This window comes from Colwellia sp. 1_MG-2023 (assembly GCF_030546755.1).
Taxonomy (GTDB): Bacteria; Pseudomonadota; Gammaproteobacteria; order Enterobacterales; family Alteromonadaceae; genus Thalassotalea_H.
Genome location: NZ_JAUOPE010000005.1, coordinates 292,389 through 315,605 on the forward strand (window position 1 = coordinate 292,389; position 23,217 = coordinate 315,605).

Genomic DNA, 23,217 nt, shown 5'->3' on the forward strand with positions numbered 1-23,217 from the left:
AGCGTGTTCATAATATCGAAACTGTATGACGATTTTATGACAAAAAATTGATGATGAAAAAAAAGAAAAGGTTTATTTGTGGGTAAACATAAACTGCAACATTTTTACATTGCTGAAGAACAATCAATTTATTTATTGAGCCATAAAGATGCCACAAAACTTAAAAAATGGGTGGATTTATGTCAACAACAGTTGAAGTTATTAGGCTTTACAGACATCTCTCTTATAGGTAAAGGCGCTTTTGGCTTTGTGTTTGGTGGTAAAAACAGTAATGGTTTAGCACAAGTATTTAAATTCTCTCGTATTAATTTACCACAGCATGTTCAAGATAGGCTTGCTGAAGAGGCTGAAATTCAAGCGCAGTTAGCGCACCCTAAAATTCCTAAAATCATCGAATATTATAAAATTAAGCGACAGTCAATTGTCCATATGGCGCGTGCACCAGGTATTAATTTAGAGCAATATTCTCATTTACATGGTCCATTGCCACCGGAATTAATCGTTCATATCGCCTTACAATTAGCCGATATCTTATTGTATTTGCGCGATACGTCTTTGCATCAAAAAGGCAAACCTTATGTGCACGGAGATATAAAACCGTCTAATGTGGTATTCCATGAAGAGAGCCAACAAGTGTATTTAGTTGATTGGGGTTCTGCGGTCACTGCACAACTTGATATCCGCGGCAACACTACGTCCAATAATGTCATGGATTTGATGAGCAGTGATTTACAAAATTCCAACGCACGCTTAGGTGATGTTTATTTTATTGGCCCTGAGCAAATGAATGGCGATTTATCTTCGCCGCGTTTTGATGAGCAAGGCTTAGCTGCAACTTTATACGCATTAGCGTCTGGCCAATCATGCCGCTATGGTCACAACGTTATCACCCCAAGTTCCTTAGGGTTGCCTAAAACATTAGCAAAAATTATTGAAACAATGCTCAGTGATGATCCGAAACAGCGTAGCAAAGCGGGGGATTATTTTTTTAATCATTTAAACTTATTAAAAAACACAGTTTTGGCAAGTACACCTACAAAACCTGAAATTAAACCATTAATACCTGTGTGGATAAAAACAGCAAAACAAGAAATAGACACAGTCGTTTATGGCTCACGAAAATCTTTTTTACGTGAAGAAAGCGACAGCGATTCGTTATCTGATATTGACGATGCTCAGCTAGAAAAGTATTACAAAAATTACTTAATGGGTATGGGAGATACCGAAAAAGCCTTTGTTGCCGCGGTCAGCCGTTTAGGTAATTTTCCTGTTGTGGGTGGCTTGGCCATTCGTTGGGAAAAAGAAGGCGTTTATATTGATTCAAATTTAACGATGTTTGACCAATCATTGAAAACCTCTTTTCAAAGTGCGGTTAATAATATGATAAGGCTCGCGCAAGGTATTTTTCGAGTTGGTGTTTTTAAAAGCTGCTTGTTTAATGCTCGTAATACTTTACATGTTGAACGTGAAGATGAAAATTCACCCTTTACCATCACGCCTGGGCAAAAAATTCACTTTGATATCAGTGATGTACCAGAAGTTGATGACATTACCAAATTGCATTCTTATTTTGAGGACGGTAAAGATCCTGATGAGTATTTATACTTGCCGGATGAAATTATGACGGTTTTAACTCGATTAAACTCAATTCATCATACTGGTTGTATTATTTTTGAAGTGTTACCCACGCACTTAAAAATCCATAGCTATTTGATGTTGTTAAACCATGATAAAGAGCAAGAATTTAGGCAATGTTTAGCTGAAATATTGCAACTTTTACCGACTATCAATGGTCAGGGAATTTCTGGATTTATGAAATTACCCTATAAAGATACTCGTTTTTTTGAACATATAAATAAATTGCCGGAAAAGTTTTACCCAGCAAACCCTAAACTTAAAACAAACAAATAAACGACTATATTTATTTTTGACATCAAGATTAATGCACTCATCACCAAATGGAGAAAAATATGGCAGACAAAATAGGTGAAATGGCTTGGCTCGACCTTTCCGTTAATAATGCTGAACAAGTAAAAGACTTTTATCAACAGGTCATTGGTTGGCAAAGTGAAGCTGTGTCGATGGGCGATTATAATGACCATACCGTTATGTCGCCAAGCTCTGGAGAAGCGGTGGGCGGCATTTGTCATGCACAAGGATGTAATGCTGATTTGCCTCCCGCTTGGTTACCGTACTTTTTAGTGGAAAATGTCACAGAATCTGTGGCTCAAGTATTAGCCAACGGCGGTGAAATGGTCACTGAAATTAAATCTATGGGGGATGATAAATATGCGGTGATTAAAGATCCCGCCGGCGCGGTTTGTGCTATTTATCAAAAAGCTTAAAAAACTTCAGGTAAACGGTACTGAACAGTTTCCGTTTACCTTTGGTCGTGCGTTATTTTATCTTCTTTTCTTTCAATCAAAAGCTAAAAGGCTTTATTTGATTGATATTCGCTTGCTGACAAAAAGCATCAAAACCTTCTGCTAAACGTTCCGTTTCCGCTAAAACCGTACGCCAATATTTAATACGGGTAGGAGCGTCCATTTCAGTGAAATCTTTCCTATCAGGGATTTTACCAAAGGGGAGTGATGCAACAAATTGCGCAGACGGTACTAACATCACAACATTTTTATAGTGATTTTCTTGCACATTACGGGCTAAGTTTTTATCAAACCATCCTGCTTTTGGCTGCGCATTAAAATGAGGATATAAAATTAAACCGTCATTTTTTGCTGATTGGTTATGAGAAAAATTACTATCAGAAGCACTAATTTTAGGTGATTGTTCTTCGATGTTTAAGTCAAAATGATAATCAATAATTCCGCCATCTCGGTACATGCCACTTGGTGAATGTGGAATATCTTTGACACCTTGCATCACCATAGGAATGGAGCCAGAAGCAAGCAAGGCATCTTTTAAATTACTCAAGGTTAATGGCTGATAAAAAGTGTCAAATTGACAATGGTCGGTGAGTTTTACTTGGCTGTTTGGGTGATGAAATACATAACGTTGATATTGATGTTTTAATAAGTTTCGATCAATGCGATTAAAAATGATACTGCTTAATAAGCCTAAAAACTGTAATGGCCTACTTTCAAAGCTCGTTAACCCTTGGCATTTTGCTACAATAAAATGCGCTTTAAAGATCGGGTTGTTGATTATCTCCTCAATGCCATGATTACCGTAAACAGCGTCTAATAAGGCTTTTGCTTTTGTGGTAATTTCAATAGCATCAGCTTTTTCGCTATAAACCGTTTCACTATAAATTTTAGCTAGCCGAGTAATTGCAGCAATGGGATCTTTTTGAGCTAACGCCCCAAAACGAAAAGCGCCAGCTGATGATCCAATTAAGTTTAATGGTGTGGTTCTTTCTTGAAAAAACTCACCAAATATATACTTATCAAGTCCGAACAAAGTAAACCATTTCGGGCCACCGCTGGCGCCTAACATAGAAGTAAACAATTGTTGAGAAAAGCCTTGTTCTTGAATGGTTTTTAAGGCGGTTTTTCCTGCGTAAATTTCGATCATTAAAGCTATATAACCTTATTAAGTATTAGCAATGTGAATTTGGAGAATATAATAGTGGATTAAATGAACCAATGACAACTAAAAGCTCAAAGCTGCCATAGAGATTTCATAATTTGAAGTTAACTTTTAATGCTATTCAGGTAATTCATGTTCGTACCAGAATAACATCTAGAAAACTCTAATAAACTCGTTAAGATTATTTTGATGAATCTAATTAAATTGCGAGTAAAGTAAGAAACACGATGTCACAATCAAAAGACCTCCCATTAATTGATTAAAAAGCTTTAATTTAAAGTCGCTATTTAAAAGTATTGCTACTTTACTTCCTATTACAGACCAAGAGAAGAGAGATAAATAACATACTAAAAAATAGATCAATGAAAAGGTTAAAAACTCTTGATGACTATTGGGTAAGGAAAACAAAGAAACGCCAGCCATACAGGCTATCCATGCCTTAGGATTTAACCATTGCAATAGAAAGCCTTGTATAAATGTTGGTTGTTTCTGTTTTTTTATATTTAATTCTGGTATTGAAGTCATAATTAAATAGCCCATATAAACAATAAATAGTGCCCCAACAACGGCTAAGTATTTTAGAAAGCTTGGATATAAATTAATAACATTAGAAAAACCTAATCCAATGAATAACAACAGTGATGTGAAACCAATCGTTCCACCTGAAACGAATGAAAATGTTTTACGTACTCCGTAGCTTGCACCTGAAGATACAATAACCATATTCACAGGCCCTGGAGATATTGACATAGCTAATGAGAATGAAAACATTGCGATAAATAACGACATAACTTTTCCTATATTTTTTTATAAACTATATATCTACTTTATTACTTGGATAAGGTGCTACAATTAAGTATCACTGTTCTAAATTCTTTAACAATAAAACGAATGATAGATGAATTACGATCAATAGCTATTTTTGCTGAAACGATAAAACAGGGTTCTTTTCGAGCTGCTGCAAAAGCGCTTAAACTTTCACCTTCAGTCGTTAGTTATCAAGTTACTCAATTAGAAAAATCTGTAGGTACGGCTTTAATTTACAGGTCGACTAGACATTTGTCGTTAACATCTGAAGGGACTGTGTTATATCAGTATGCTTTAAATATGATCCAAGCTGCACATCAAGGATTAAGCCAAATAACTTCAGATAAGCAAGAGCTAAGAGGTACTTTAACCCTGACCCTACCTTCAGCCTTAATCAAATCGGAGATAAGTAAAAAAATATCTCAATTCAGCAAATTACACCCTTGTTTGAATTTTAAATTATTTTATACCGACAATAGACAAGACCTTATTGTTAAAGGCATTGATTTAGCATTTAGGGCAGGCGAAATGGATGACAGTAGCCTTATGTCTAAACGAATTGGAGAAATTAATAGAAAACTAGTTTGTTCTTATGATTATTGGAAAGAAAATAAAAGACCTATCTATCCTGATGATTTAACAAAGTGGAATTGGATAAAATTAGATATGCTCCCGAATTACAGAACTTTAATAAATTCTGAGGGAGCAAAATGTGAAATTGGTTTTAAAAGTAATATCTGTGTGAATAGTGTTGAAGCTATGACTCAGCTATGTATAAATGGCGCAGGTATAGCTACTCCTCCTGATTTTTTAATCGAAAAAGAGATAAAAAGTAATGTTTTAGTTGAATTGTTACCAAACTGGCAAGTTGAACCGATTCCCCTATACGCAGTTTGGCCGAGTAATGTTTTTCAAAATAGCAGTGCGAAACGTTTATTAGATTTTTTAAAATGAAAAATCTTATAGATAAACTACGTTATTTCTTTAATACACAACCAAATACCATTTAGGAAAAATGGAGTTATTTATAATACTTGAATGACCGCAATGCTGGCAAATTTGGCTATCATCTACACTTAATTTCACTTTTTCAAAGAATAATTTTATGAAGGGCAATTAATAACAAGACTCAATGATTATTATAAAATATCAGTGTTTAGCTTTTCAAAACAAACCATTTCGGACCACCGCTGGCGCCTAACATAGAAGTAAACAATTGTTGAGAAAAGCCTTGTTCTTGAATGGTTTTTAAGGCGTGTGAACCTGCATAAATATCAAGCATAATTTCTGTTATTACTCTTTTAAAATGGTTTATTCTGTTTGTTTTTATTTTCGTTGACTTATTTTCACTGACTTATTTTCACTGACTTAAGGTCGCGGACTTATCGTTGATGAAAAAATTGATGGCAAACTATAGGTTTGACCAACGATAATGACTTTGGTTACTTGGCACAAATAAGGTTTGATACAAATTAGTGGCATAATCGTCTGTCATACCTGCAACATAATCTGCAATAACCCGATGACAATTAGTCCCGTCACTTTTCGCTCGTAAATAACGTGCTTTAGCATTGGTTGGTAACAATCTTTCAGGATCAGAGGCCAGTGCTTCAAAAAGTTCCATGACGACTTGTTGACCTCGATACTCAACTTGTTGAATCGCGGTTTGTTTGATAACAAATTGAAAGACAAAATCTTTAAATATTTGCAGTGCTTTTTTGGCAATATCAGGATGCTGGGCATTGTATCTTAATAGCGGCTCTGAAAAATTGATACCGTCAATTTCATTCAGATCAACCAAGACAATTTCAGTGATTAAATAATTGACTAATCCACCAATGGCTTCTTTTTGTAGGTGATGTTGTTGGCTAAATAATTGCTCGGTTAACGTTTCACTGATTTCCTTTAACCATTCGTCATCAAGCATTTTAAGTTGCTTAACGACATGTTCTTCAAAGTCATTTTGGTTAACAACACCTGTAACAATAGCGTCTTCTAAATCGTGAATGCCGTAGGCAATATCATCAGCGAGCTCCATAATTGAACAATCAATTGATTTATAAAGAGTTTTGTTGTGTTTGTTTTTGTGTTGAGTCGTTTGTTGAAATAATGATTTATCTTCAGAGGTTAACGGAGAAAGTACCCAATTTAATCCTGCTAAATCATCTAAATACAATCCTTTTGGCGGATGGCAGTCTGCTGCTTTTAGTTGACGGTGAGACGATAATGTTTTTACTTGCGCTGCAGATGATAAGCAATCAATTGTTTGTGGATACTTCATTAGACCAAGCAAGGTTCTGCGAGCTAAGTTCATGCCGTAATTTTCACTATAAGGCTCTAGTTTTGAAACAATTCTGAACGTTTGACCATTACCTTCAAAACCGCCAAAGTCACGCATCATATAATGTAAAGCCACTTCACCACCATGACCAAACGGGGGGTGACCAATGTCATGAGCCAAACAAATGGCTTCTATTAAGGTGTCATTTTCTGGGAATAAGTTGGCCGTAAGCTCTGGAAATTTATCGCGCAGTTGAGCGCTAATACCAGAGCCAATTTGTGCTGCTTCTAATGAATGAGTTAGACGGGTTCGATAAAAATCACTTTGACCACTGCCCATGACTTGAGTTTTAGATTGTAGTCGACGAAAAGCGGCAGAATGAAGAATTCTTGCTCTATCTCGCTGGAAAGGGCTACGGTGATCTTGTCGACGTGTTGCCACTTTAGTAAATTGTCTCGTTAACCAGATATTATTCATAGCAGACCTAATATATTAGTAAAATACATGCTAAACTTTTCAAGTGTTGTCGCAAATAGTTTCTTAACTTTCACGTTAACATTTTACTTAGTTTATTGTTAGTAACAAACGATATATTGTTGAAAGTTATAGAAAAGCAAGGGTGTAAATGGGGTCTTTATATAAAATAATTTGTTGTTTCGTTTTTATCGCTCCATTGTTAAGTAGTGCAGCAGAATATACAAATCAAGCATTTGAAAGTAAAAAAGTTTTTACAAATGAACGGTTATTAGATAATCAAACCTTAGAGTTAATCACTGGTTTAGCAAAACCTCCTTTCATTCTTGAAGATCAACAGCGAGGTTTACAACTCGATCTGATCAGAGAAGCCTTTGCTAGTGAAAACCTGAGTGTACATTTTAACGCTATGCCTTTAGGGCGCAACCTTACAGGATTTCGTCGGATGAATGCTGACGGCATTATTACTTTGCCGCCAAGTTACGAACACCCAGCACTCTTTATGTCAAAACCCTATATTATTTATCAGAATGTAGCGGTGAGCCTTGCTGAAGATAATTTTACCATTGATAAAATATCTGACCTGTCAGATAAAAGCATTATTGCTTTTCAAAATGCTAAGAAATTTCTCGGTGAAGATTATGAAGGTGCTATTGCCTATTCTATGGATTATCGAGAAGTTCCCGATCAAATGAAACAAATTGAATTATTGTTTTTACGTAGAACTGAAGTCATTATTCTTGATATTAATATTTTTAAGTACATTGTTAAAACACAAAAAAATGCGCTATTTAATAAACCATTTACTTTCCATTATATTTTTAATGAACGCCCCTATTCAGTGGGGTTTAAATCTAAAAAATTAAAAGAGACGTTTGATAATGGTATTGAAACAATTAAAGAAAATGGTAGTTATCAATTGGTGGTAGATAACCACTTGAATTAAAAGATTATTTATTAGCGATAAAAATAGCTCTTTTCGGTGCTGGGTAACCCTCAATTGTTTTTGACTGATCGATAGGATCAAGAAAATCTTCGAGAGATTCTGTGTCTATCCAGTCAGTTTTACGTTGCTCGCCAAGCGCTGTAACATCGGTATTTACAACCCGAATATTGCTAAAACCACAACGTGATAGCCATGCACACATGGCATCACAGCTAGGTAAAAACCATACATTGCGCATTTTCGCATAGCGCTCACCAGGAACTAATACGGTATTTTCATCCCCATCAACCACTAATGTTTCTAACACTAATTCACCGCCTTTCACCAGTTGTGCTTTTAACTGATACAAAAAGTCAATGGGTGAGCGTCTATGGTATAAAACCCCCATAGCAAATACAGTGTCAAAGGCATTTAGCTCTGGCAAGTGTTCAACACCTAAGGGTAATAAGTGAACCTGGTTGTCATTAACAAAGTGCTGTATGGCGTTAAACTGAGTAAAAAATAATTGGGTAGGGTCAATGCCAACAACAAATTTTGCATCTTCACCTCGCATACGCCATAAGTGATAACCACTACCGCAGCCTATATCTAATACATATTTGTTTTTTAATGGACTTATATGAGGAAGCAGGCGGTCCCATTTGAAATCAGATCGCCACTCAGTATCAATATGTAAGCCATGAATATGGTAAGGCCCTTTACGCCACGGTTTAAATTTTCTTAATAAGTTTTCTATGCGTTTAAATTCGCCTTCATTAATATCGTTTTTTTCACCCACAATGACACCATCTTGCAAATTAATGCTAGAGGGGGTTGTTTTGGGCAAGGCATCCAGTGTTTTTTGCCATTGTAGAAATTCACCATGAAGCTCTTGTTTTTGCCAATGAGTAAGTTGAGCGGGTAAAGTATTTAACCAATGGGATAAGCGATTTTGAGCGATTTCTTGATAAAAAGTATTAAAATTCATTGATGTAACTACTTATTTAATGGCGACTAAAGAATAAAAGTTAAAACATTGAAACCAAGGCGTTACATGCGTAAAACCGGCGTTTTTCAATCGCGTTATTTGAGTTTCAATCGTATCTGTGAGCATTACTTTTTCTAGTGCTGTACGTTTTTGAGCGATTTCTAAATCACTATAGCCATTTGCACGTTTGAAGTTATGGTGTAAGTCAGTTAACAAGCTTTGACATACTTCATCGTCCTTGGATAGTTTTTCTGATAAAACCAATGCGCCTCCTGGCAATAAGCCGTGAGCAATATTATTGATCACTTGTTCTCGCTGACTTGGCTCAATAAATTGTAGGGTAAAATTCAGTACGACCATTGAAGCATTTTCAATAGGGTAATTTACAATATTTCCTTCCACTATTTCTGCAGGGGTTTCACCTTTAAAAGCATTGATATGCATTTTACAGCGTTCAACCATGGCAGGAGAGTTATCAACACCTATAATAATACAGTTTTTTGCTTTAATACCTTTGCGCATTGCAAGCGTTGCTGCCCCTAAGGAACATCCTAAATCATAAATGTTTGAATTATTAGTGACATATTTCTGACTTAATTGAGCAATCGTTTCTATAATAGTATTATAGCCTGGCACTGAACGTGAAATCATATCAGGAAACACTTCTACAACTTGTGCATCAAAAGTAAAATCTTTCACTTTACTTTGTTTGTTTGAAAAAATTAAATCGGTTTCTGAACGAGGCATAGCGTAAAGTCATTGTTTAAAAATACAAGTGATTGGTATTTTAACTGAAAAGCAGTGATCAATAAAACGGATATATAACGATGAGCAAAGTATTTATGCAAAATACTTATCAATAGAACCATGAGCAGGGGTTAAGTTTGAAATATTGGTCTTTAACGTTTTTAATTTTTATTACACTATTTTTGTGTAGCAATGTCTTCGCTCAAACTGAGCCAGAAATACCACAACCGATAAAAATAGCCGTTAATAAAAATTCATTCCCCTTCCACTTTCAAAATCAACAAGGTCAGCCTGATGGCATTATGGTTGATTATTGGAAGTTATGGGCAAAAAAACAAAATGTTGAAATTGAATTTGTTCTTATGGGCTGGTTAGAAACGTTAGCTTCGGTGAGTGAAGGAGAAATGGACATTCATGCAGGACTAGTAAAAACTGACGATAGAGCAAAAAAATTTACTTTTACACCGACCTTTTTTAATCAAAAAAGTAACATTTACATTCATCGAAATTATAATCATATAGACAATATCTCTCAATTAATGCCGTTTACTATTGGGGTGGTTGAAGGCTCAAGCCATATTGAAAAACTCAAAGAGATTAACCCAAATTTTATTTTGAGAGAGTATAAAGATAGGTTCGCATTATTTGATGGTGCCCTTAACGGTGAAGTTGCCGCTTTTAGTATTTTAGACAGAATATTTCGAAACTATGAACGAAGAAAAGAATTACTGACACAGTTTCCAACTTATCGGCGACTATTATTAAATAAGGATGAATATGTCTCTGCACTTTCCATTGAAAATAAGAGCTTATTTAATTTTGTCAAACAAGGAATGGAAAAAATCACCTCTGAAGAACGTGCTGTTTTAGAGAAAAAGTGGTTAGGCTTTAATAAAAGCTCAGATAAACTGTTACTGGCATACACCCCTAATTTGTTACCCTATATGGGGGTATCTAATACGGGGGAAGCTCAAGGATTGTTTGTTGATATTTGGCGATTATGGTCAAAACAATCGGGTTTAGCTGTCGAGTTTATTCCTGAAAAAATGTCTGAAGCGGTTGAGTTAATAAAAGAAGGGGGTATTGACGCACATATTGCATTTCCCAACAACCAACTCTCCATTGATCATTTGACCTTAGCACAGCAAGTTTATGAGGTGCCATCAAATGTTTATATCTCTAATAATATTCCAAATATAACAGAGCTTGCTCAGCTTGAAGGTAAACGTTTGGGGATATTTATTTCGGCACCTTATATTGAACAGGTACAGAAAAATTATCCAGACCTTCAATTGGTTTTCTTAAAAAACTATAGTGAAATGTTAAATGCGATTAAACAGGATGAGATAGATGCTTTTGTCGGTGCAGTAGAAACCACTCGAGAACAATTAGTTCAGGCAAATTTACAGTCATCATTTTATAGTTTAGCAACCAGTCCATTTCGAACCAAAATATTTGCGCTTACACAAAAGAAAAACGCACGTTTAGTTGAAATAATTAAAGAAGGTTTTGAAATCCTTCCACCTGAAGAAATACTTAAATTAGAAAAACATTGGTTATTGAATACCGATGAAGGTTATTACAAAGTTAATGCTAAAAAAGTTCAGCTAACGACAGATGAAAGAGCCTTTAGAGCAAAAATAAAAACTGCTAAAGTTGGTATCAATAAAAGTTGGCCCCCAGTAGAATTTGTCGATAAAAACGGTGACGTTAAAGGCATTAATGCCGATATTTTGGCGATAATTAGTCAAAGAACCGGCGTGAATTTTACCTTTCAGACCTATGACAACTGGAACGATATGTTCCAAGGGTTGTTAAATAAAGAAGTGGATATCTTAGGGAGCGCTTCAGCTTCGGTTGAACGAAAAAAAGTGCTCTCTTTCTCCGTGCCATATTGGGATATGCCATGGGTTGTTATTCATCAACGACAACAAAAAAGTGGCTTAAAGTTAAAAGATTTTTACGGGAAAAAGTTAGCGATCGTTAAAGGTTATCAAATAGCGAAAGTTATCCAAGAAGAGCATCCTAGTATTCTTTTAACACTAGTTGATGATCACGAAGAGGGCATACAAGCGGTCCAACAAGGTTCCGTGCAAGGTTTAATCGAAAATATTGCTTCAGCCTCTGAGTTAATTCGCCGTGAAAGTTTAATGACATTATATATGTCTGTGATTGATGAATTTAAAATTGATGAAAATAGCTTTGCCATACGTAAAGATTGGCCAGAACTCACTAGTATTTTTAATAAAGCTTTAATGAGTATTTCAGAAAGTGAACGACAAACTATTTATGAAAAATGGTTTGGTATTAATTTAGAAACCGGATTCGATAAAGATACTGTTTTGAGGTTATCAGCCCAAATTGGGGTGATCATTATTACCGTTATTGTTGTTATTGTCGTGTGGAATCGACGTTTATATGTTGAAATACAAACCAGAAAGTCGCTTGAACAAAAAATGAAGCATATGGCAACTCATGATGAACTCACTGGGCTAGCAAATCGTGTTTTGTTAAAAGACAGAATTAATACGGCGATTAACTTTCACCAACGTCAGTCGTTAAAAATGGCCTTATTGTTTATCGATCTTGATGGTTTCAAAGCCATTAATGATACTTATGGTCATGATGTTGGCGATGAATTATTAAAACGAGTGGCTGATAGATTATCTCAATGTGTACGAAAGTCTGATACAACCGTACGATTTGGTGGAGATGAATTTGTCTTATTACTGACGGGGCTTCATAACCAAAATGAGGCCGCTTTTATCGCAGAAAAAGTACTAAAACTGATGCAACAACCATTTCAGCTTTCTATCGCTGAAGCGAAAATAGGTTGTAGTATTGGGATTGCAATGTATCCCGGCGATGCTAAAACTGAAACCGACTTATTAAAAGAGGCGGATCGATTAATGTATGAAGTAAAAGCTTCGGGTAAAAATCATTATGTATTTAGTTCTTAAGCTTGTTTCGTCGCGCTCTATGTCGTAATTAGGTTTTTTAACATCTCATCGTGAATACTGGTGACATTAATCTTGATTGCTTTATAATGTCGGCAAAATTTTATCCGAATAGAATCAAGCGAATTATCGGTCGCTAAATTCTCGAAATATCAAGGCAAAACGAGTATGCGCAGTCTTTATTGTGGTGAGGTGAATGAATCTCACATTGGTCAAGAAATAACATTATGTGGTTGGGTTAACAAACGTCGCGATTTAGGCGCTGTTATCTTCTTAGATATACGAGACCGTGAAGGCATAGTTCAAGTTGTGTATGATCCAGATTTACCTGATGTGATCAAAAAAGCCAACACCTTACGCAACGAATTTTGTGTGCAAATTAAAGGGAAAGTACGTGCTCGTCCTGAAGGACAAATCAATAAAGATATGAAAACGGGTGGCATTGAAGTATTAGGATTAGACCTAACTATTTTAAATAAGTCAGCGCCATTGCCTCTTGATTCAAACCAAACTAACTCTGAAGAGCAGCGTTTAAAGTATCGTTATTTAGATTTACGCCGTGCTGAAATGACCGAGCGTATGCGTTTTCGTGCCAAAGTAACCTCAGCGGTTCGCTCTTCGCTTGAGTCGCAAGGATTTTTAGATATTGAAACCCCGATTCTTACTGCTGCAACACCTGAAGGGGCACGTGATTATTTAGTGCCAAGTCGTACGCATAAAGGACAGTTTTTCGCTTTACCGCAATCGCCACAATTATTTAAACAATTGTTGATGATGTCGGGAATGGAGCGTTATTATCAAATCGTTAAATGTTTCCGTGATGAAGATTTACGTGCCGATAGACAACCAGAATTTACGCAAATTGATATTGAAACCTCTTTCATGTCTTCTGATCAAGTGATGGAAGTGACAGAAACAATGATCCGTGAATTGTTTCAAACCATGTTAGATGTTGATTTAGGTGAGTTTCCACGTATGCCATATTCTGAGGCGATGTCTCGTTTTGGTAGTGATAAGCCAGACTTACGTAACCCATTAGAAATTGTTGATGTGGCAGATATTTTAAAAGATGTTGAGTTTAAAGTATTTTCAGGCCCTGCAAATGACGAAAAAGGCCGTGTTGCTATTATATGTGTGCCACAAGGTGCTGCGAAATTCTCTCGTAAAGGGCTTGATGAATTAACGAAATACGTTGGCATTTATGGTGCTAAAGGCATGCCTTGGTTAAAAGTGAATGATATTGATGCCGGCATGGAAGGTTTACAATCACCTATCTTAAAATTTTTGTCTGAAGACGCGGCTAAAGCATTACTTGAACGTGCAAATGCTAAAACGGGCGATATTATTTTCTTTGGTGCCGATAACTACAATGTTGTAAGTGAATCATTAGGTGCTTTACGTCTTAAGTTGGGTGAAGATTTAGATCTGCTTGAAGGTGAGTGGAAACCATTATGGGTAGTTGACTTCCCAATGTTTGAAGAAGTTGACGGCCATATGCACGCGATTCATCACCCCTTTACCGCACCAACAAACTTAACCGCGGAAGAGCTTGAAGCCAACCCTGTTGGCGCATTGTCAGATGCCTACGATATGGTTTTAAATGGCTGTGAGTTAGGCGGTGGTTCTGTGCGTATTCATAATCAAGATATGCAAGCTGCTGTGTTTAGAATTTTAGGTATCAGTGACGAAGAAGCACAAGAGAAATTTGGTTTCTTACTTGAAGCACTTCAGTACGGTGCTCCACCACATGCTGGTTTAGCCTTTGGTTTAGACCGATTGGTGATGTTGATGACAGGCGCGAGTTCTATTCGAGATGTGATGGCATTCCCTAAGACAACTACCGCGGCTTGTCCATTAACTAATGCACCAGGCCATGCAAATCCTGAACAGTTAAAGGAATTAGGGATCACTCGCATTCAAACGGAAGAAAAAACAGCTACAGCTGAATAGTTGTTAACCTAGTTATCTATACGTTTAAAGCAGTAAATATGTAAATATTTACTGCTTTTTTAATGGCAGATTATTTTTCTACTTGATATAAAGGTATGAAAAATGAATATCTTTGACCTTTCAGTGACGCTAAAGGAATTTATCTTTGTCTATTATTTTAGGAATTGATCCTGGCTCTCGAATTACCGGTTATGGCGTTATTAAAAAAGAAGGGCGTAAACTTTCTTATTTAGGTAGCGGCTGTATTAAAGCATTTTCTGCCAATAAAGAAGATGAAAATTTCAGTGACAGACTGCAAACGATTTTTGCTGGCGTATCAGAGTTGATCATTCAATTTAATCCTGAGCTATTTGCTATTGAACAAGTGTTTATGGGAGTTAACCCTGGGGGCGCTTTAAAGCTTGGTCAAGCGAGGGGAGCTGCGATTGTTGCAGCAACCAATAATGGCTTAACTGTTGCCGAATATTCTGCCCGACAAATCAAACAATCGGTGGTTGGTACTGGAGCAGCCGATAAAACTCAAGTTCAGCATATGGTAAAGTCTATTTTAAAACTTCCGGGAACTCCACAAGCGGATGCAGCCGATGCTTTAGCCGTGGCATTGTGTCATGCTCATAGTCATGACTCTTTAGATAAAATGGCCGGTCAAGCAAGCAAAATGGTAAGAGGTCGTTTGCGCTAATCTTCGTTATTGATGTATTTGATAACAACAATTTATCCCAATCGGCTTAACAGGTACTTTACTGTATAAATATATAGTGTTATGGTTTCGTAAAATAATTTCATTCAAGGTTTTGTTGCTGTGATAGGTCGTTTGCGTGGTGTTTTGTTGGAGAAAACTGCTCCAGAAGTATTAATTGAATGTGGTGGTATTGGTTATGAAGTAACGATGCCAATGACGAGTATTTATGCTTTACCAGAGTTAAATGAAGAAGCGATAATTTATACGCACTTTGTTGTTCGAGAAGATGCGCAATTATTATATGGCTTTGCCAATAAAGTTGAGCGAAAACTTTTTCGTTTAGTGATCAAAGTTAATGGTGTTGGCCCTAAATTAGGCTTAGCTATCTTATCGAGTATGTCGGCGGATCAATTTGTTAGTTGTGTAAACCATGACGACTTAACAACGATTGTAAAAATTCCAGGCGTTGGTAAGAAAACAGCAGAGCGCTTATTAATTGAAATGCGTGATCGCCTTAAAGATTGGCAAACGGGTGGCGATGCAAGTTCTTCAGAAGGCTTTACTTTGAACGTTCAGCAAACTGATAACTATGTGAGTAATGCCAAAGGTGATGCAACTAATGCCCTAGTGTCATTAGGTTATAGTCAACAACAAGCCGACAAAGCGATTAAATCAATATTTAGTGCTGATAAGAGTAGCGAAGACTTAATTAGAGACGCATTAAAGGCTATGTTATAAATATATTATCCATATTTGATACGTTAATTGATAAATAAAATGATAGAGAAAATAAATGATAGAAGCTGATCGATTAATTGAGCCTGTTGCAACGCTAGAAGATGAAGGGGTTGATCGTGCGATTCGTCCAAAATTATTAGCGGATTATACCGGGCAAGATCATGTTAAAACCCAAATGGAAATATTTATAGAAGCTGCGATAAAACGTGGCGAGCCTCTTGATCATTTACTCATATTTGGTCCGCCAGGGTTAGGTAAAACCACATTAGCGAATATTGTTGCCAATGAAATGGGCGTGAACATTCGCACAACCTCGGGACCAGTATTAGAAAAAGCTGGTGATCTTGCGGCACTATTAACTAATCTGGAAGAAAATGATGTGCTTTTTATCGATGAAATACATCGATTAAGTCCTGTGGTTGAAGAAGTGCTATACCCTGCAATGGAAGATTATCAATTAGATATTATGATCGGGGAAGGACCTGCTGCTCGGTCAATCAAACTTGACCTACCGTCATTTACTTTAATTGGTGCTACAACGCGAGCAGGAGCATTAACATCACCCTTGCGTGATCGATTTGGTATCGTTCAGCGATTAGAGTTTTATAACACTAAAGATTTAACTGATATTGTGACGCGTTCCGCACATTTTCTTAATTTAAATATGGACGGAGAAGGAGCCTTTGAGGTGGCGAAACGCTCGCGTGGCACTCCTAGAATTGCTAATCGATTATTGCGACGAGTGCGTGATTATGCCGATGTTAAAACTGCGGGTGAAGTGGATCAACACACCGCAAGCAATGCCTTGAATATGCTCGAAGTTGACCACGAAGGCTTTGATATTATGGATAGAAAGCTTTTATTAGCTATTATTGAAAAATTTAATGGCGGGCCAGTAGGATTAGATAACGTTGCGGCAGCTATTGGCGAAGAAAGAGAAACGATTGAAGACGTTCTTGAACCTTTTTTAATTCAACAGGGCTACTTACAACGTACCCCGCGAGGTCGAATAGTAACAGATAAAGCTTATCAACATTTTTCAATAATAAATCCAGAATAAAAATATAACCACTCTCTGATAAACCTTACTTAATATAAATTATCATTTAAAAACAGTTATTTAACTTATGATTGTTTACTTTCTTGTTAAATTTCAGACAAAAAAAAGCCCGCTCTAATAAAGCGGGCAACTTAAATTCTAAGTTACTAGAAGGAAAAAATGTTTCAAAAAACATGTCAGAGAGAATAAATAAACGAGTTATCTATTCAAAATCTAGTCATGATAAAACCTAGGGGGAGAGTTTTTTCATGGACTAGCTCAGAAAACAAAAGCATTATATGAATGACACTGGATAAAAACAAACGAATTAAATTTATATTTCGCATTAGAAAAACTAATGAATAATCAGTATTCTTGATTTGATAGAACACAACAGGAAGTTGGCCGTAAAAAGTCAGAAAAGTTATATTCACACTTTCTTGCAATCTCTTGCTTTAAACACTTGTTTGCATAGCTATTATTCTATTACTATAGAGACTTGAAGTTTTAGATTAAAAGCCATACATAAATTCATGCAAACGCTTAGTAATACATTTCAAATCCGAGTTTACTATGAAGATACTGATGCAGGCGGTATTGTTTATTACGCTAATTATTTAAAATTTTGTGAGCGTGCTCGTACTGAATGGTTAAGAACGCTTAAAATTAATCAATCCTTTTTTTTAGAACAAAACTGTGGTTTTGTGGTCAGACACGTTGAAATGGATAACTTAGCCTCGGCTAAACTGGATGATTTACTAACAGTAACTTCAACAATTAGTGAAATAAAACGCGCTAGTCTTAGGTTTACTCAACAAATCACCAATGAACAACATGTTTGCCTTTGTAAGGTAGAAGTTGTTGTTGCTTATGTTAATTTATTACGTGGTAAACCTTGTGCAATACCAAACACGATATTAGGAGCGTTAAAAGGTGTCAGCTGAACTTTCTTTTTTAGATTTATTTTTACAAGCGAGCATATTAGTTAAAGCGGTGATGTTAACCTTATTAGGTTTTTCAATTGCTTGTTGGGCGATGATTTTTCAACGTAGAAAAACCTTACGCGCTGCGCGAGAACAATTACAAACTTTTGAAGATAAGTTTTGGAGTGGCGCAGATTTAACAAAATTATATAACGAAGTGTCAGCCAGATCGCATATTCATGGCATTGAAAGTTTATTTGTTGCAGGTTTTAAAGAATTTGCTCGTTTACGAAAAAGTCACATTAGCACGCCACAAATCATTGTCGACGGTACACATAGAGCGATGCGTGTTGCTTTGTCTCGCGAAGTCGATGAATTAGAAACTCATTTACCGTTTATGGCAACCGTTGGCTCTATCAGCCCATATATTGGTTTATTTGGAACGGTGTGGGGTATTATGAATTCATTTATTGCCTTAGGCGCTCAAGAACAAGCAACATTAGCACAAGTTGCACCAGGTATTGCCGAGGCATTAATTGCAACAGCTATGGGGTTATTTGCCGCTATTCCGGCTGTAATGGCCTACAACAGATTTACCCATCATGTTGAAAAATTAGAGAATAGTTACGGTAACTTTATGGAAGAATTTTCCAGCATTTTACAACGTCAAACAACGAATGAATCATAACGTTAGGTAGGGTGAATTATGTATAATCGTGTCAGACGGCGTAAGGTTGCAGAAATTAATGTAGTTCCTTACATTGATGTGATGTTAGTTTTACTCATTATTTTTATGGTAACAGCGCCTCTTATTACCCAAGGGGTTAAAGTTGAATTACCTAAGGCAGATGCAGAGCCTTTAAGTAAAGACAGTAAAACGCCTCTTGTTGCTTCTGTTGACGCACAAGGTCAATATTACTTAGCCGTAGGTACCAGTAAAAATGAGCCTATGTCAGCTGAAGAAGTTGCCACACTAGTTGCTGCCCATCTTAAGGCAGAGCCAGACACGCCCGTTGTGGTTAATGGTGATGGAGCGGTATCGTATGACGCGGTCATTCAATTGATGGTTCTATTACAACAAGAAGCCGGTGTGCCTTCTGTTGGCTTGATGACTGATTCGGTGGAGAAATAACTAGGTGAATCATAAGTTGTTCAGCGCTATTGCAATCAGTGTGGCGTTACATTTTTCTTTGATTTTAGTGTTAGTACTTGGTGACTTTTCATCGCATACACCTAAGCCGACACCTACGGCGGTTCAAGTACAACCCATTCAAGCTGTTATCGTTGATAGAAGTAAAGTAGAAGCGCAAGTTAATAAACTGAAACAGAAAAAACTTGATGAAGCTAAACGTATAAAACAACTTGAAGAACAGGCGGCAGCAGCGAAGCGTAAACGCATAAAAGAAGAAACTCGCATTAAAAATTTAGAAAAACAACGTCAGAAAAAAGAACGTGAGAAAAAAGCAGCAGACGATGCGGCTAAAAGAGCGAAAGCAAATGCAGCTGAAAAACTCCGTAAAAAGAAAGAATTAGAAAGAAAGAAAGCTGAAAAAGCCGCCGCCGATGCTAAAGCAAAACGTTTAAAGGAAGAAAAAGCAGCAAAAGAAGCTGAACGATTACGTAAGAAAAAAGCTGCAGAGAAAAAACGTAAAGAGTTAGAAGCCAAAGAAAAAGCGGCTCAAGAACAAGCACTTGCTAATCAAATGGCTGAAGAAATGGCGTCTCGTCAAAAAGCAAGACAACAACAAATGATGACCGAAATTGGCCGTTATACTGCGTTAATTACCAGGGCGATTCAAAGTAATCTCATTACCGATAAATCAACGATGCAAAATAAGTCGTGTAAATTAACCATTAAATTGGCTCCATCTGGCTTCGTTATTAATGTAGTATCTGGTAATGGCGATCGAATCGTTTGTGACGCGGCAAGTAAAGCGGTTTATAAAGCAGGAAAACTTCCGGTGTCAAAAGATCCTGAAGTATTTGAAAAAATGCGTACAATCAGTTTAACTGTAGTACCTGAATTTTAATCAATAACAAAGTAGTAATTAACCTTATCCTTATGATGAAAATTAAATTAATTTTAGCTGTTTGTTTATCTCTATTAACTCACCAAGCATTCGCCACCCTAGAAATTGTGATCACAGAAGGTATTGACGGTGCTAGACCTATTGCAGTATTACCTTTCAAATGGACAGGTAGTAATCCTCTACCCGAGAACATTGGTAATGTTATTAGTGAAGATTTATTGCGAAGCGGAAAGTTTAGTCCAATTAACCAAGTACGTTTTCCACAACATCCTCAAAATGACAGCGAAATTGATTATACCGCGTGGGCAGCCGCCGGCGTTGAAAATATTGTTATAGGTCAAATTTCACAAACAGCGGTTGGCCGTTATAAAGTTAGCTATCAATTAATTGATGTAATTCGCGGTCAAATTACTGGTGGTAAAACACAGATGTTAAGTAATGGTCAATTGGTAAAAACCTCTGATCATATTCTGGCAGAAAGTTCTGTTGAAATTAGCAGTGATCAATTCAGACGTTACGGCCATCGCATCAGTGATGAAATTTACTTAAAGTTAACGGGTACTCGAGGCGCGTTTTTAACGAAAATTGCTTATGTGATTGTTCGTGATGCAGGAAATTATCCATATCAATTGGTGATTGCTGATTATGATGGTTATAACGAACATGTGTTATTAAGCTCAAAAGAACCTTTGATGTCGCCTTCTTGGGATCCTACGGGTAATAAGCTTGCTTATGTAACCTTTGAAAATCATCAAGCGCAAATATTCACTATTGATATTTACTCTGGTAAACGAAACCTAATTAGTTCATTTTCAGGGATAAACAGTGCGCCTCGCTGGTCTCCAGACGGCAAAAGTTTAGCCATGGTTTTATCGAAAGACGGTAACCCAGAGCTTTATGTGATGAACATTAAAACGAAAAAATTACGCCGTATTACCCGTCATCGAGCAATCGATACAGAGCCAAGTTGGTCTCCAGATGGTAATTCATTGATATTTAGTTCAGAACGGGGTGGAAAAGCTCAGCTATATCGCGTAAATTTAGTGGACGGTAAAGTAAGACGATTAACTTTTGATGGTGAAATGAACCTTGGCGGCTCATTAACGCCAGATGGTCGTCAACTTGTTATGGTAAATAGAACACGTGGTCAGTATCATTTAGCGAAACAAGAGTTAGACTCTGGAATCTTTCAGGTATTAACAAAAACTCGTTTAGATGAATCGCCCAGTATTGCTCCAAATGGTGGCATGATTATCTACAGTACTTTGCATAATAATCGCCAAGTATTAAGTTTAGTTTCTGTTGATGGTCGATTTAAGGCTCGTTTACCTGCACTGAATGGGCAAGTAAAAGCACCTGCTTGGTCACCGTTTTTATAATAAAATTGAAAATTAAAATGTTGAAACAATAAGGAAAACCGAAATGCGCTTGAATAAAACTGTTAAAGCTCTTGCTATTGCATTACCAATGATGGCATTAGCTGCATGTAGTTCAAATTCTGAAACTGATGAACAAAGCCAAGTTGATACTAATGCACAAACGCAGACATCAACTGAACAAGATAATGTTCAAGTGACTGCTGCACAACGTGCTGCTGAAATTGAAGAGCAAAAGCGTCAAGAAATTGAGCGTTTACGTTCTGAACATATCGTTTACTTTGATTTTGATAAATCATCTGTAAGTGGTGAATTTGCAGCAATTTTAGAAGCTCATGCTAAATTTTTAAATGAAAATTCAAGTGTAAGTGTTTTAGTTGAAGGTCATGCTGATGAACGTGGTACGCCTGAATATAACATTGCCTTAGGCGAGCGTCGTGCTAAAGCCGTTGTCACTTATTTAGAAAACATGGGTGTATCTTCTTCACAATTAACAGTTGTTAGCTACGGCGAAGAAAAACCTATGGTTAAAGATCGCTCTGAGAGTGCTTTCGCTAAAAACCGTCGTGCTGTTTTAGTATACTAATTCAGACAAAAAGGTTAGGTAATTAAATGAAACTGAATAAAGTTTTATTTGGCATAACTTTCGCTGCTGTTACACAATCTGTAATAGCAGCAGAGCCAGCCCCTGTAGTAGATGTTACCCGCGGTAATACTGCTTTCAAATCTGTGTCTATTCAAGAAAGGCTTGATCAATTAGAACGTAAACTTGATGCGAGAAATCGTGCTCAGGTGAATGTTCAACGTCAACTTGATGAATTACAGAACGAAGTGAATGAATTACGTGGTGTCACTGAGTTACACACACATCAATTAAGCCAAGTACTTGAACGTCAGCGTGAGTTGTATCAAGAGTTGGACCGTCGCGTCTCACAAGCGCTTAAACCTACTAATTCTGTGCCTGCATCAATAGAAGCACCTGCGAATTCTGTTCAAACAAATTACAGCAGTAATTTAACTGAAAATGAAGCGTATGACCGTGCGGTAAATATGGTGTTGAAAGAGAAACTGTATGATAAAGCCATTCCTGCGTTTCGTGCTTTTAATCAAAATTTTCCTAATTCAACCTATGCAGCAAACGCGCATTATTGGTTAGGGCAATTATTGTTTAATAAAAATGAATTAGTAGAAGCTAAACAAGAATTTGATATTGTTGTTTCAAAGTTTCCTCAATCAAGCAAACGAAGTGATGCTTTACTTAAATTAGCAACGGTTGAACAGAAACAAAATAACAAAGCGCGAGCAGTTAATTTGTACCAACAGCTGATTAAAGAATATCCAAATTCAAGTGCGGCAAAATTAGCCCAGCCTAGGTTATCTAGTTTATTGTAATAATATTGTTGATAACTTGTTCACAATGTTGGCTTTTTATACAAATAAAAAGATATCCTAAAAAAACTTAATTTTGTTGTTGCACTCAACAGAATTATCAGTATCATATGCGGCGCGTTGAACGAGACGTTCAACGCGCATAAATGTCGGTCGTTAGCTCAGTTGGTAGAGCAGTTGGCTTTTAACCAATTTGTCGAAGGTTCAAATCCTTCACGACCGACCACTTCTTTTTTATTCGTTATTAAAGAATGTGTGGTTCGCCCATTTATACAATAAATTTAATCGGTCGTTAGCTCAGTTGGTAGAGCAGTTGGCTTTTAACCAATTTGTCGAAGGTTCAAATCCTTCACGACCGACCACTT

The 23,217-nt window shown here is 36.6% G+C and carries 21 protein-coding genes, 2 tRNA genes and 1 pseudogene; 18 read left to right on the top strand and 6 right to left on the bottom strand.

Annotated elements, in window-relative coordinates; translation table 11 throughout:
- Positions 1 to 78 precede the first annotated feature (78 nt).
- Complete coding sequence (locus Q4493_RS08365; RefSeq protein WP_303451493.1) at positions 79 to 1,911, top strand: protein kinase; 1,833 nt, start codon at positions 79 to 81, stop codon at positions 1,909 to 1,911.
- A 59-nt stretch (positions 1,912 to 1,970) separates the two neighbouring features.
- Positions 1,971 to 2,345, top strand: coding sequence for a VOC family protein (locus Q4493_RS08370; protein ID WP_303451495.1), 375 nt, complete (start codon positions 1,971 to 1,973; stop codon positions 2,343 to 2,345).
- A 76-nt stretch (positions 2,346 to 2,421) separates the two neighbouring features.
- Here the strand turns inward: Q4493_RS08370 and Q4493_RS08375 are convergent, their stop codons facing one another.
- Positions 2,422 to 3,531 (bottom strand): patatin-like phospholipase family protein, encoded by a 1,110-nt coding sequence (locus Q4493_RS08375; RefSeq protein WP_303451497.1) that lies wholly within the window; start codon positions 3,529 to 3,531, stop codon positions 2,422 to 2,424.
- Between the two features lie 210 nt (positions 3,532 to 3,741).
- On the bottom strand, positions 3,742 to 4,335 hold the full coding sequence (locus Q4493_RS08380; protein ID WP_303451499.1) for a LysE family translocator: 594 nt from the start codon (positions 4,333 to 4,335) through the stop codon (positions 3,742 to 3,744).
- Positions 4,336 to 4,437: 102 nt separating this feature from the next.
- Between Q4493_RS08380 and Q4493_RS08385 the strand changes: the two genes are divergently transcribed.
- A complete protein-coding gene (locus tag Q4493_RS08385) occupies positions 4,438 to 5,307 on the top strand; it encodes a LysR family transcriptional regulator (RefSeq protein WP_303451501.1) in 870 nt (289 codons plus the stop codon).
- A gap of 217 nt (positions 5,308 to 5,524) precedes the next feature.
- On the opposite strand, the pseudogene Q4493_RS08390 reads toward Q4493_RS08385, so the two are convergent.
- Positions 5,525 to 5,635 (bottom strand): annotated as a pseudogene (locus tag Q4493_RS08390) (patatin-like phospholipase family protein); the annotation flags it as partial.
- Between the two features lie 129 nt (positions 5,636 to 5,764).
- Complete coding sequence (locus tag Q4493_RS08395) at positions 5,765 to 7,111, bottom strand: anti-phage deoxyguanosine triphosphatase (protein WP_303451503.1); 1,347 nt, start codon at positions 7,109 to 7,111, stop codon at positions 5,765 to 5,767.
- Between the two features lie 148 nt (positions 7,112 to 7,259).
- Here Q4493_RS08395 and Q4493_RS08400 point away from each other — a divergent pair, with 148 nt between their 5' ends.
- Positions 7,260 to 8,054, top strand: coding sequence for an ABC transporter substrate-binding protein (locus Q4493_RS08400; protein WP_303451505.1), 795 nt, complete (start codon positions 7,260 to 7,262; stop codon positions 8,052 to 8,054).
- 4 nt (positions 8,055 to 8,058) lie between these two features.
- On the opposite strand, the gene cmoB is transcribed toward Q4493_RS08400, so the two are convergent.
- On the bottom strand, positions 8,059 to 9,021 hold the full coding sequence (gene cmoB / locus Q4493_RS08405; RefSeq protein WP_303451507.1) for a tRNA 5-methoxyuridine(34)/uridine 5-oxyacetic acid(34) synthase CmoB: 963 nt from the start codon (positions 9,019 to 9,021) through the stop codon (positions 8,059 to 8,061).
- A gap of 12 nt (positions 9,022 to 9,033) precedes the next feature.
- Positions 9,034 to 9,768: a carboxy-S-adenosyl-L-methionine synthase CmoA gene (gene cmoA / locus Q4493_RS08410; RefSeq protein ID WP_303451509.1), complete on the bottom strand. Its 735-nt coding sequence runs from the start codon at positions 9,766 to 9,768 to the stop codon at positions 9,034 to 9,036.
- A gap of 137 nt (positions 9,769 to 9,905) precedes the next feature.
- On the opposite strand from cmoA, the gene Q4493_RS08415 reads away from it, so the two are divergent.
- The 14 genes from Q4493_RS08415 (at position 9,906) to Q4493_RS08480 (ending at position 23,214) form a co-directional block, all read left to right on the top strand.
- The gene (locus tag Q4493_RS08415; RefSeq protein ID WP_303451511.1) at positions 9,906 to 12,728 is read left to right on the top strand and encodes a transporter substrate-binding domain-containing protein; all 2,823 of its coding nucleotides are present in this window, start codon (positions 9,906 to 9,908) and stop codon (positions 12,726 to 12,728) included.
- 165 nt (positions 12,729 to 12,893) lie between these two features.
- Positions 12,894 to 14,675, top strand: a complete 1,782-nt coding sequence (gene aspS, locus Q4493_RS08420; RefSeq protein WP_303451513.1) for an aspartate--tRNA ligase — start codon at positions 12,894 to 12,896, stop codon at positions 14,673 to 14,675.
- A 145-nt stretch (positions 14,676 to 14,820) separates the two neighbouring features.
- The gene (gene ruvC / locus Q4493_RS08425; RefSeq protein ID WP_303451515.1) at positions 14,821 to 15,357 is read left to right on the top strand and encodes a crossover junction endodeoxyribonuclease RuvC; all 537 of its coding nucleotides are present in this window, start codon (positions 14,821 to 14,823) and stop codon (positions 15,355 to 15,357) included.
- A 120-nt stretch (positions 15,358 to 15,477) separates the two neighbouring features.
- Positions 15,478 to 16,095, top strand: a complete 618-nt coding sequence (ruvA, locus tag Q4493_RS08430; RefSeq protein WP_303451517.1) for a Holliday junction branch migration protein RuvA — start codon at positions 15,478 to 15,480, stop codon at positions 16,093 to 16,095.
- Positions 16,096 to 16,150: 55 nt separating this feature from the next.
- Positions 16,151 to 17,155 carry a Holliday junction branch migration DNA helicase RuvB gene (gene ruvB / locus Q4493_RS08435; protein WP_303451519.1) on the top strand — a complete coding sequence of 335 codons (1,005 nt, stop codon included), beginning with the start codon at positions 16,151 to 16,153 and terminating at the stop codon, positions 17,153 to 17,155.
- 512 nt (positions 17,156 to 17,667) lie between these two features.
- Positions 17,668 to 18,078, top strand: a complete 411-nt coding sequence (ybgC, locus tag Q4493_RS08440) for a tol-pal system-associated acyl-CoA thioesterase (protein ID WP_303451520.1) — start codon at positions 17,668 to 17,670, stop codon at positions 18,076 to 18,078.
- Positions 18,068 to 18,745: a protein TolQ gene (gene tolQ, locus Q4493_RS08445; RefSeq protein ID WP_303451522.1), complete on the top strand. Its 678-nt coding sequence runs from the start codon at positions 18,068 to 18,070 to the stop codon at positions 18,743 to 18,745. The genes ybgC and tolQ overlap by 11 nt, the downstream gene beginning before the upstream one ends.
- A gap of 18 nt (positions 18,746 to 18,763) precedes the next feature.
- The gene (tolR, locus tag Q4493_RS08450; protein WP_303451524.1) at positions 18,764 to 19,189 is read left to right on the top strand and encodes a protein TolR; all 426 of its coding nucleotides are present in this window, start codon (positions 18,764 to 18,766) and stop codon (positions 19,187 to 19,189) included.
- A gap of 4 nt (positions 19,190 to 19,193) precedes the next feature.
- Positions 19,194 to 20,087: a cell envelope integrity protein TolA gene (gene tolA, locus Q4493_RS08455; protein ID WP_303451526.1), complete on the top strand. Its 894-nt coding sequence runs from the start codon at positions 19,194 to 19,196 to the stop codon at positions 20,085 to 20,087.
- 35 nt (positions 20,088 to 20,122) lie between these two features.
- Complete coding sequence (tolB, locus tag Q4493_RS08460) at positions 20,123 to 21,466, top strand: Tol-Pal system beta propeller repeat protein TolB (protein ID WP_303451552.1); 1,344 nt, start codon at positions 20,123 to 20,125, stop codon at positions 21,464 to 21,466.
- Between the two features lie 43 nt (positions 21,467 to 21,509).
- The gene (pal, locus tag Q4493_RS08465; protein ID WP_303451528.1) at positions 21,510 to 22,049 is read left to right on the top strand and encodes a peptidoglycan-associated lipoprotein Pal; all 540 of its coding nucleotides are present in this window, start codon (positions 21,510 to 21,512) and stop codon (positions 22,047 to 22,049) included.
- 26 nt (positions 22,050 to 22,075) lie between these two features.
- The gene (gene ybgF, locus Q4493_RS08470; protein ID WP_303451530.1) at positions 22,076 to 22,855 is read left to right on the top strand and encodes a tol-pal system protein YbgF; all 780 of its coding nucleotides are present in this window, start codon (positions 22,076 to 22,078) and stop codon (positions 22,853 to 22,855) included.
- A 147-nt stretch (positions 22,856 to 23,002) separates the two neighbouring features.
- Positions 23,003 to 23,078 (top strand) — tRNA-Lys (locus Q4493_RS08475).
- Positions 23,079 to 23,138: 60 nt separating this feature from the next.
- Positions 23,139 to 23,214, top strand: a tRNA-Lys gene (locus tag Q4493_RS08480).
- Positions 23,215 to 23,217 lie beyond the last annotated feature (3 nt).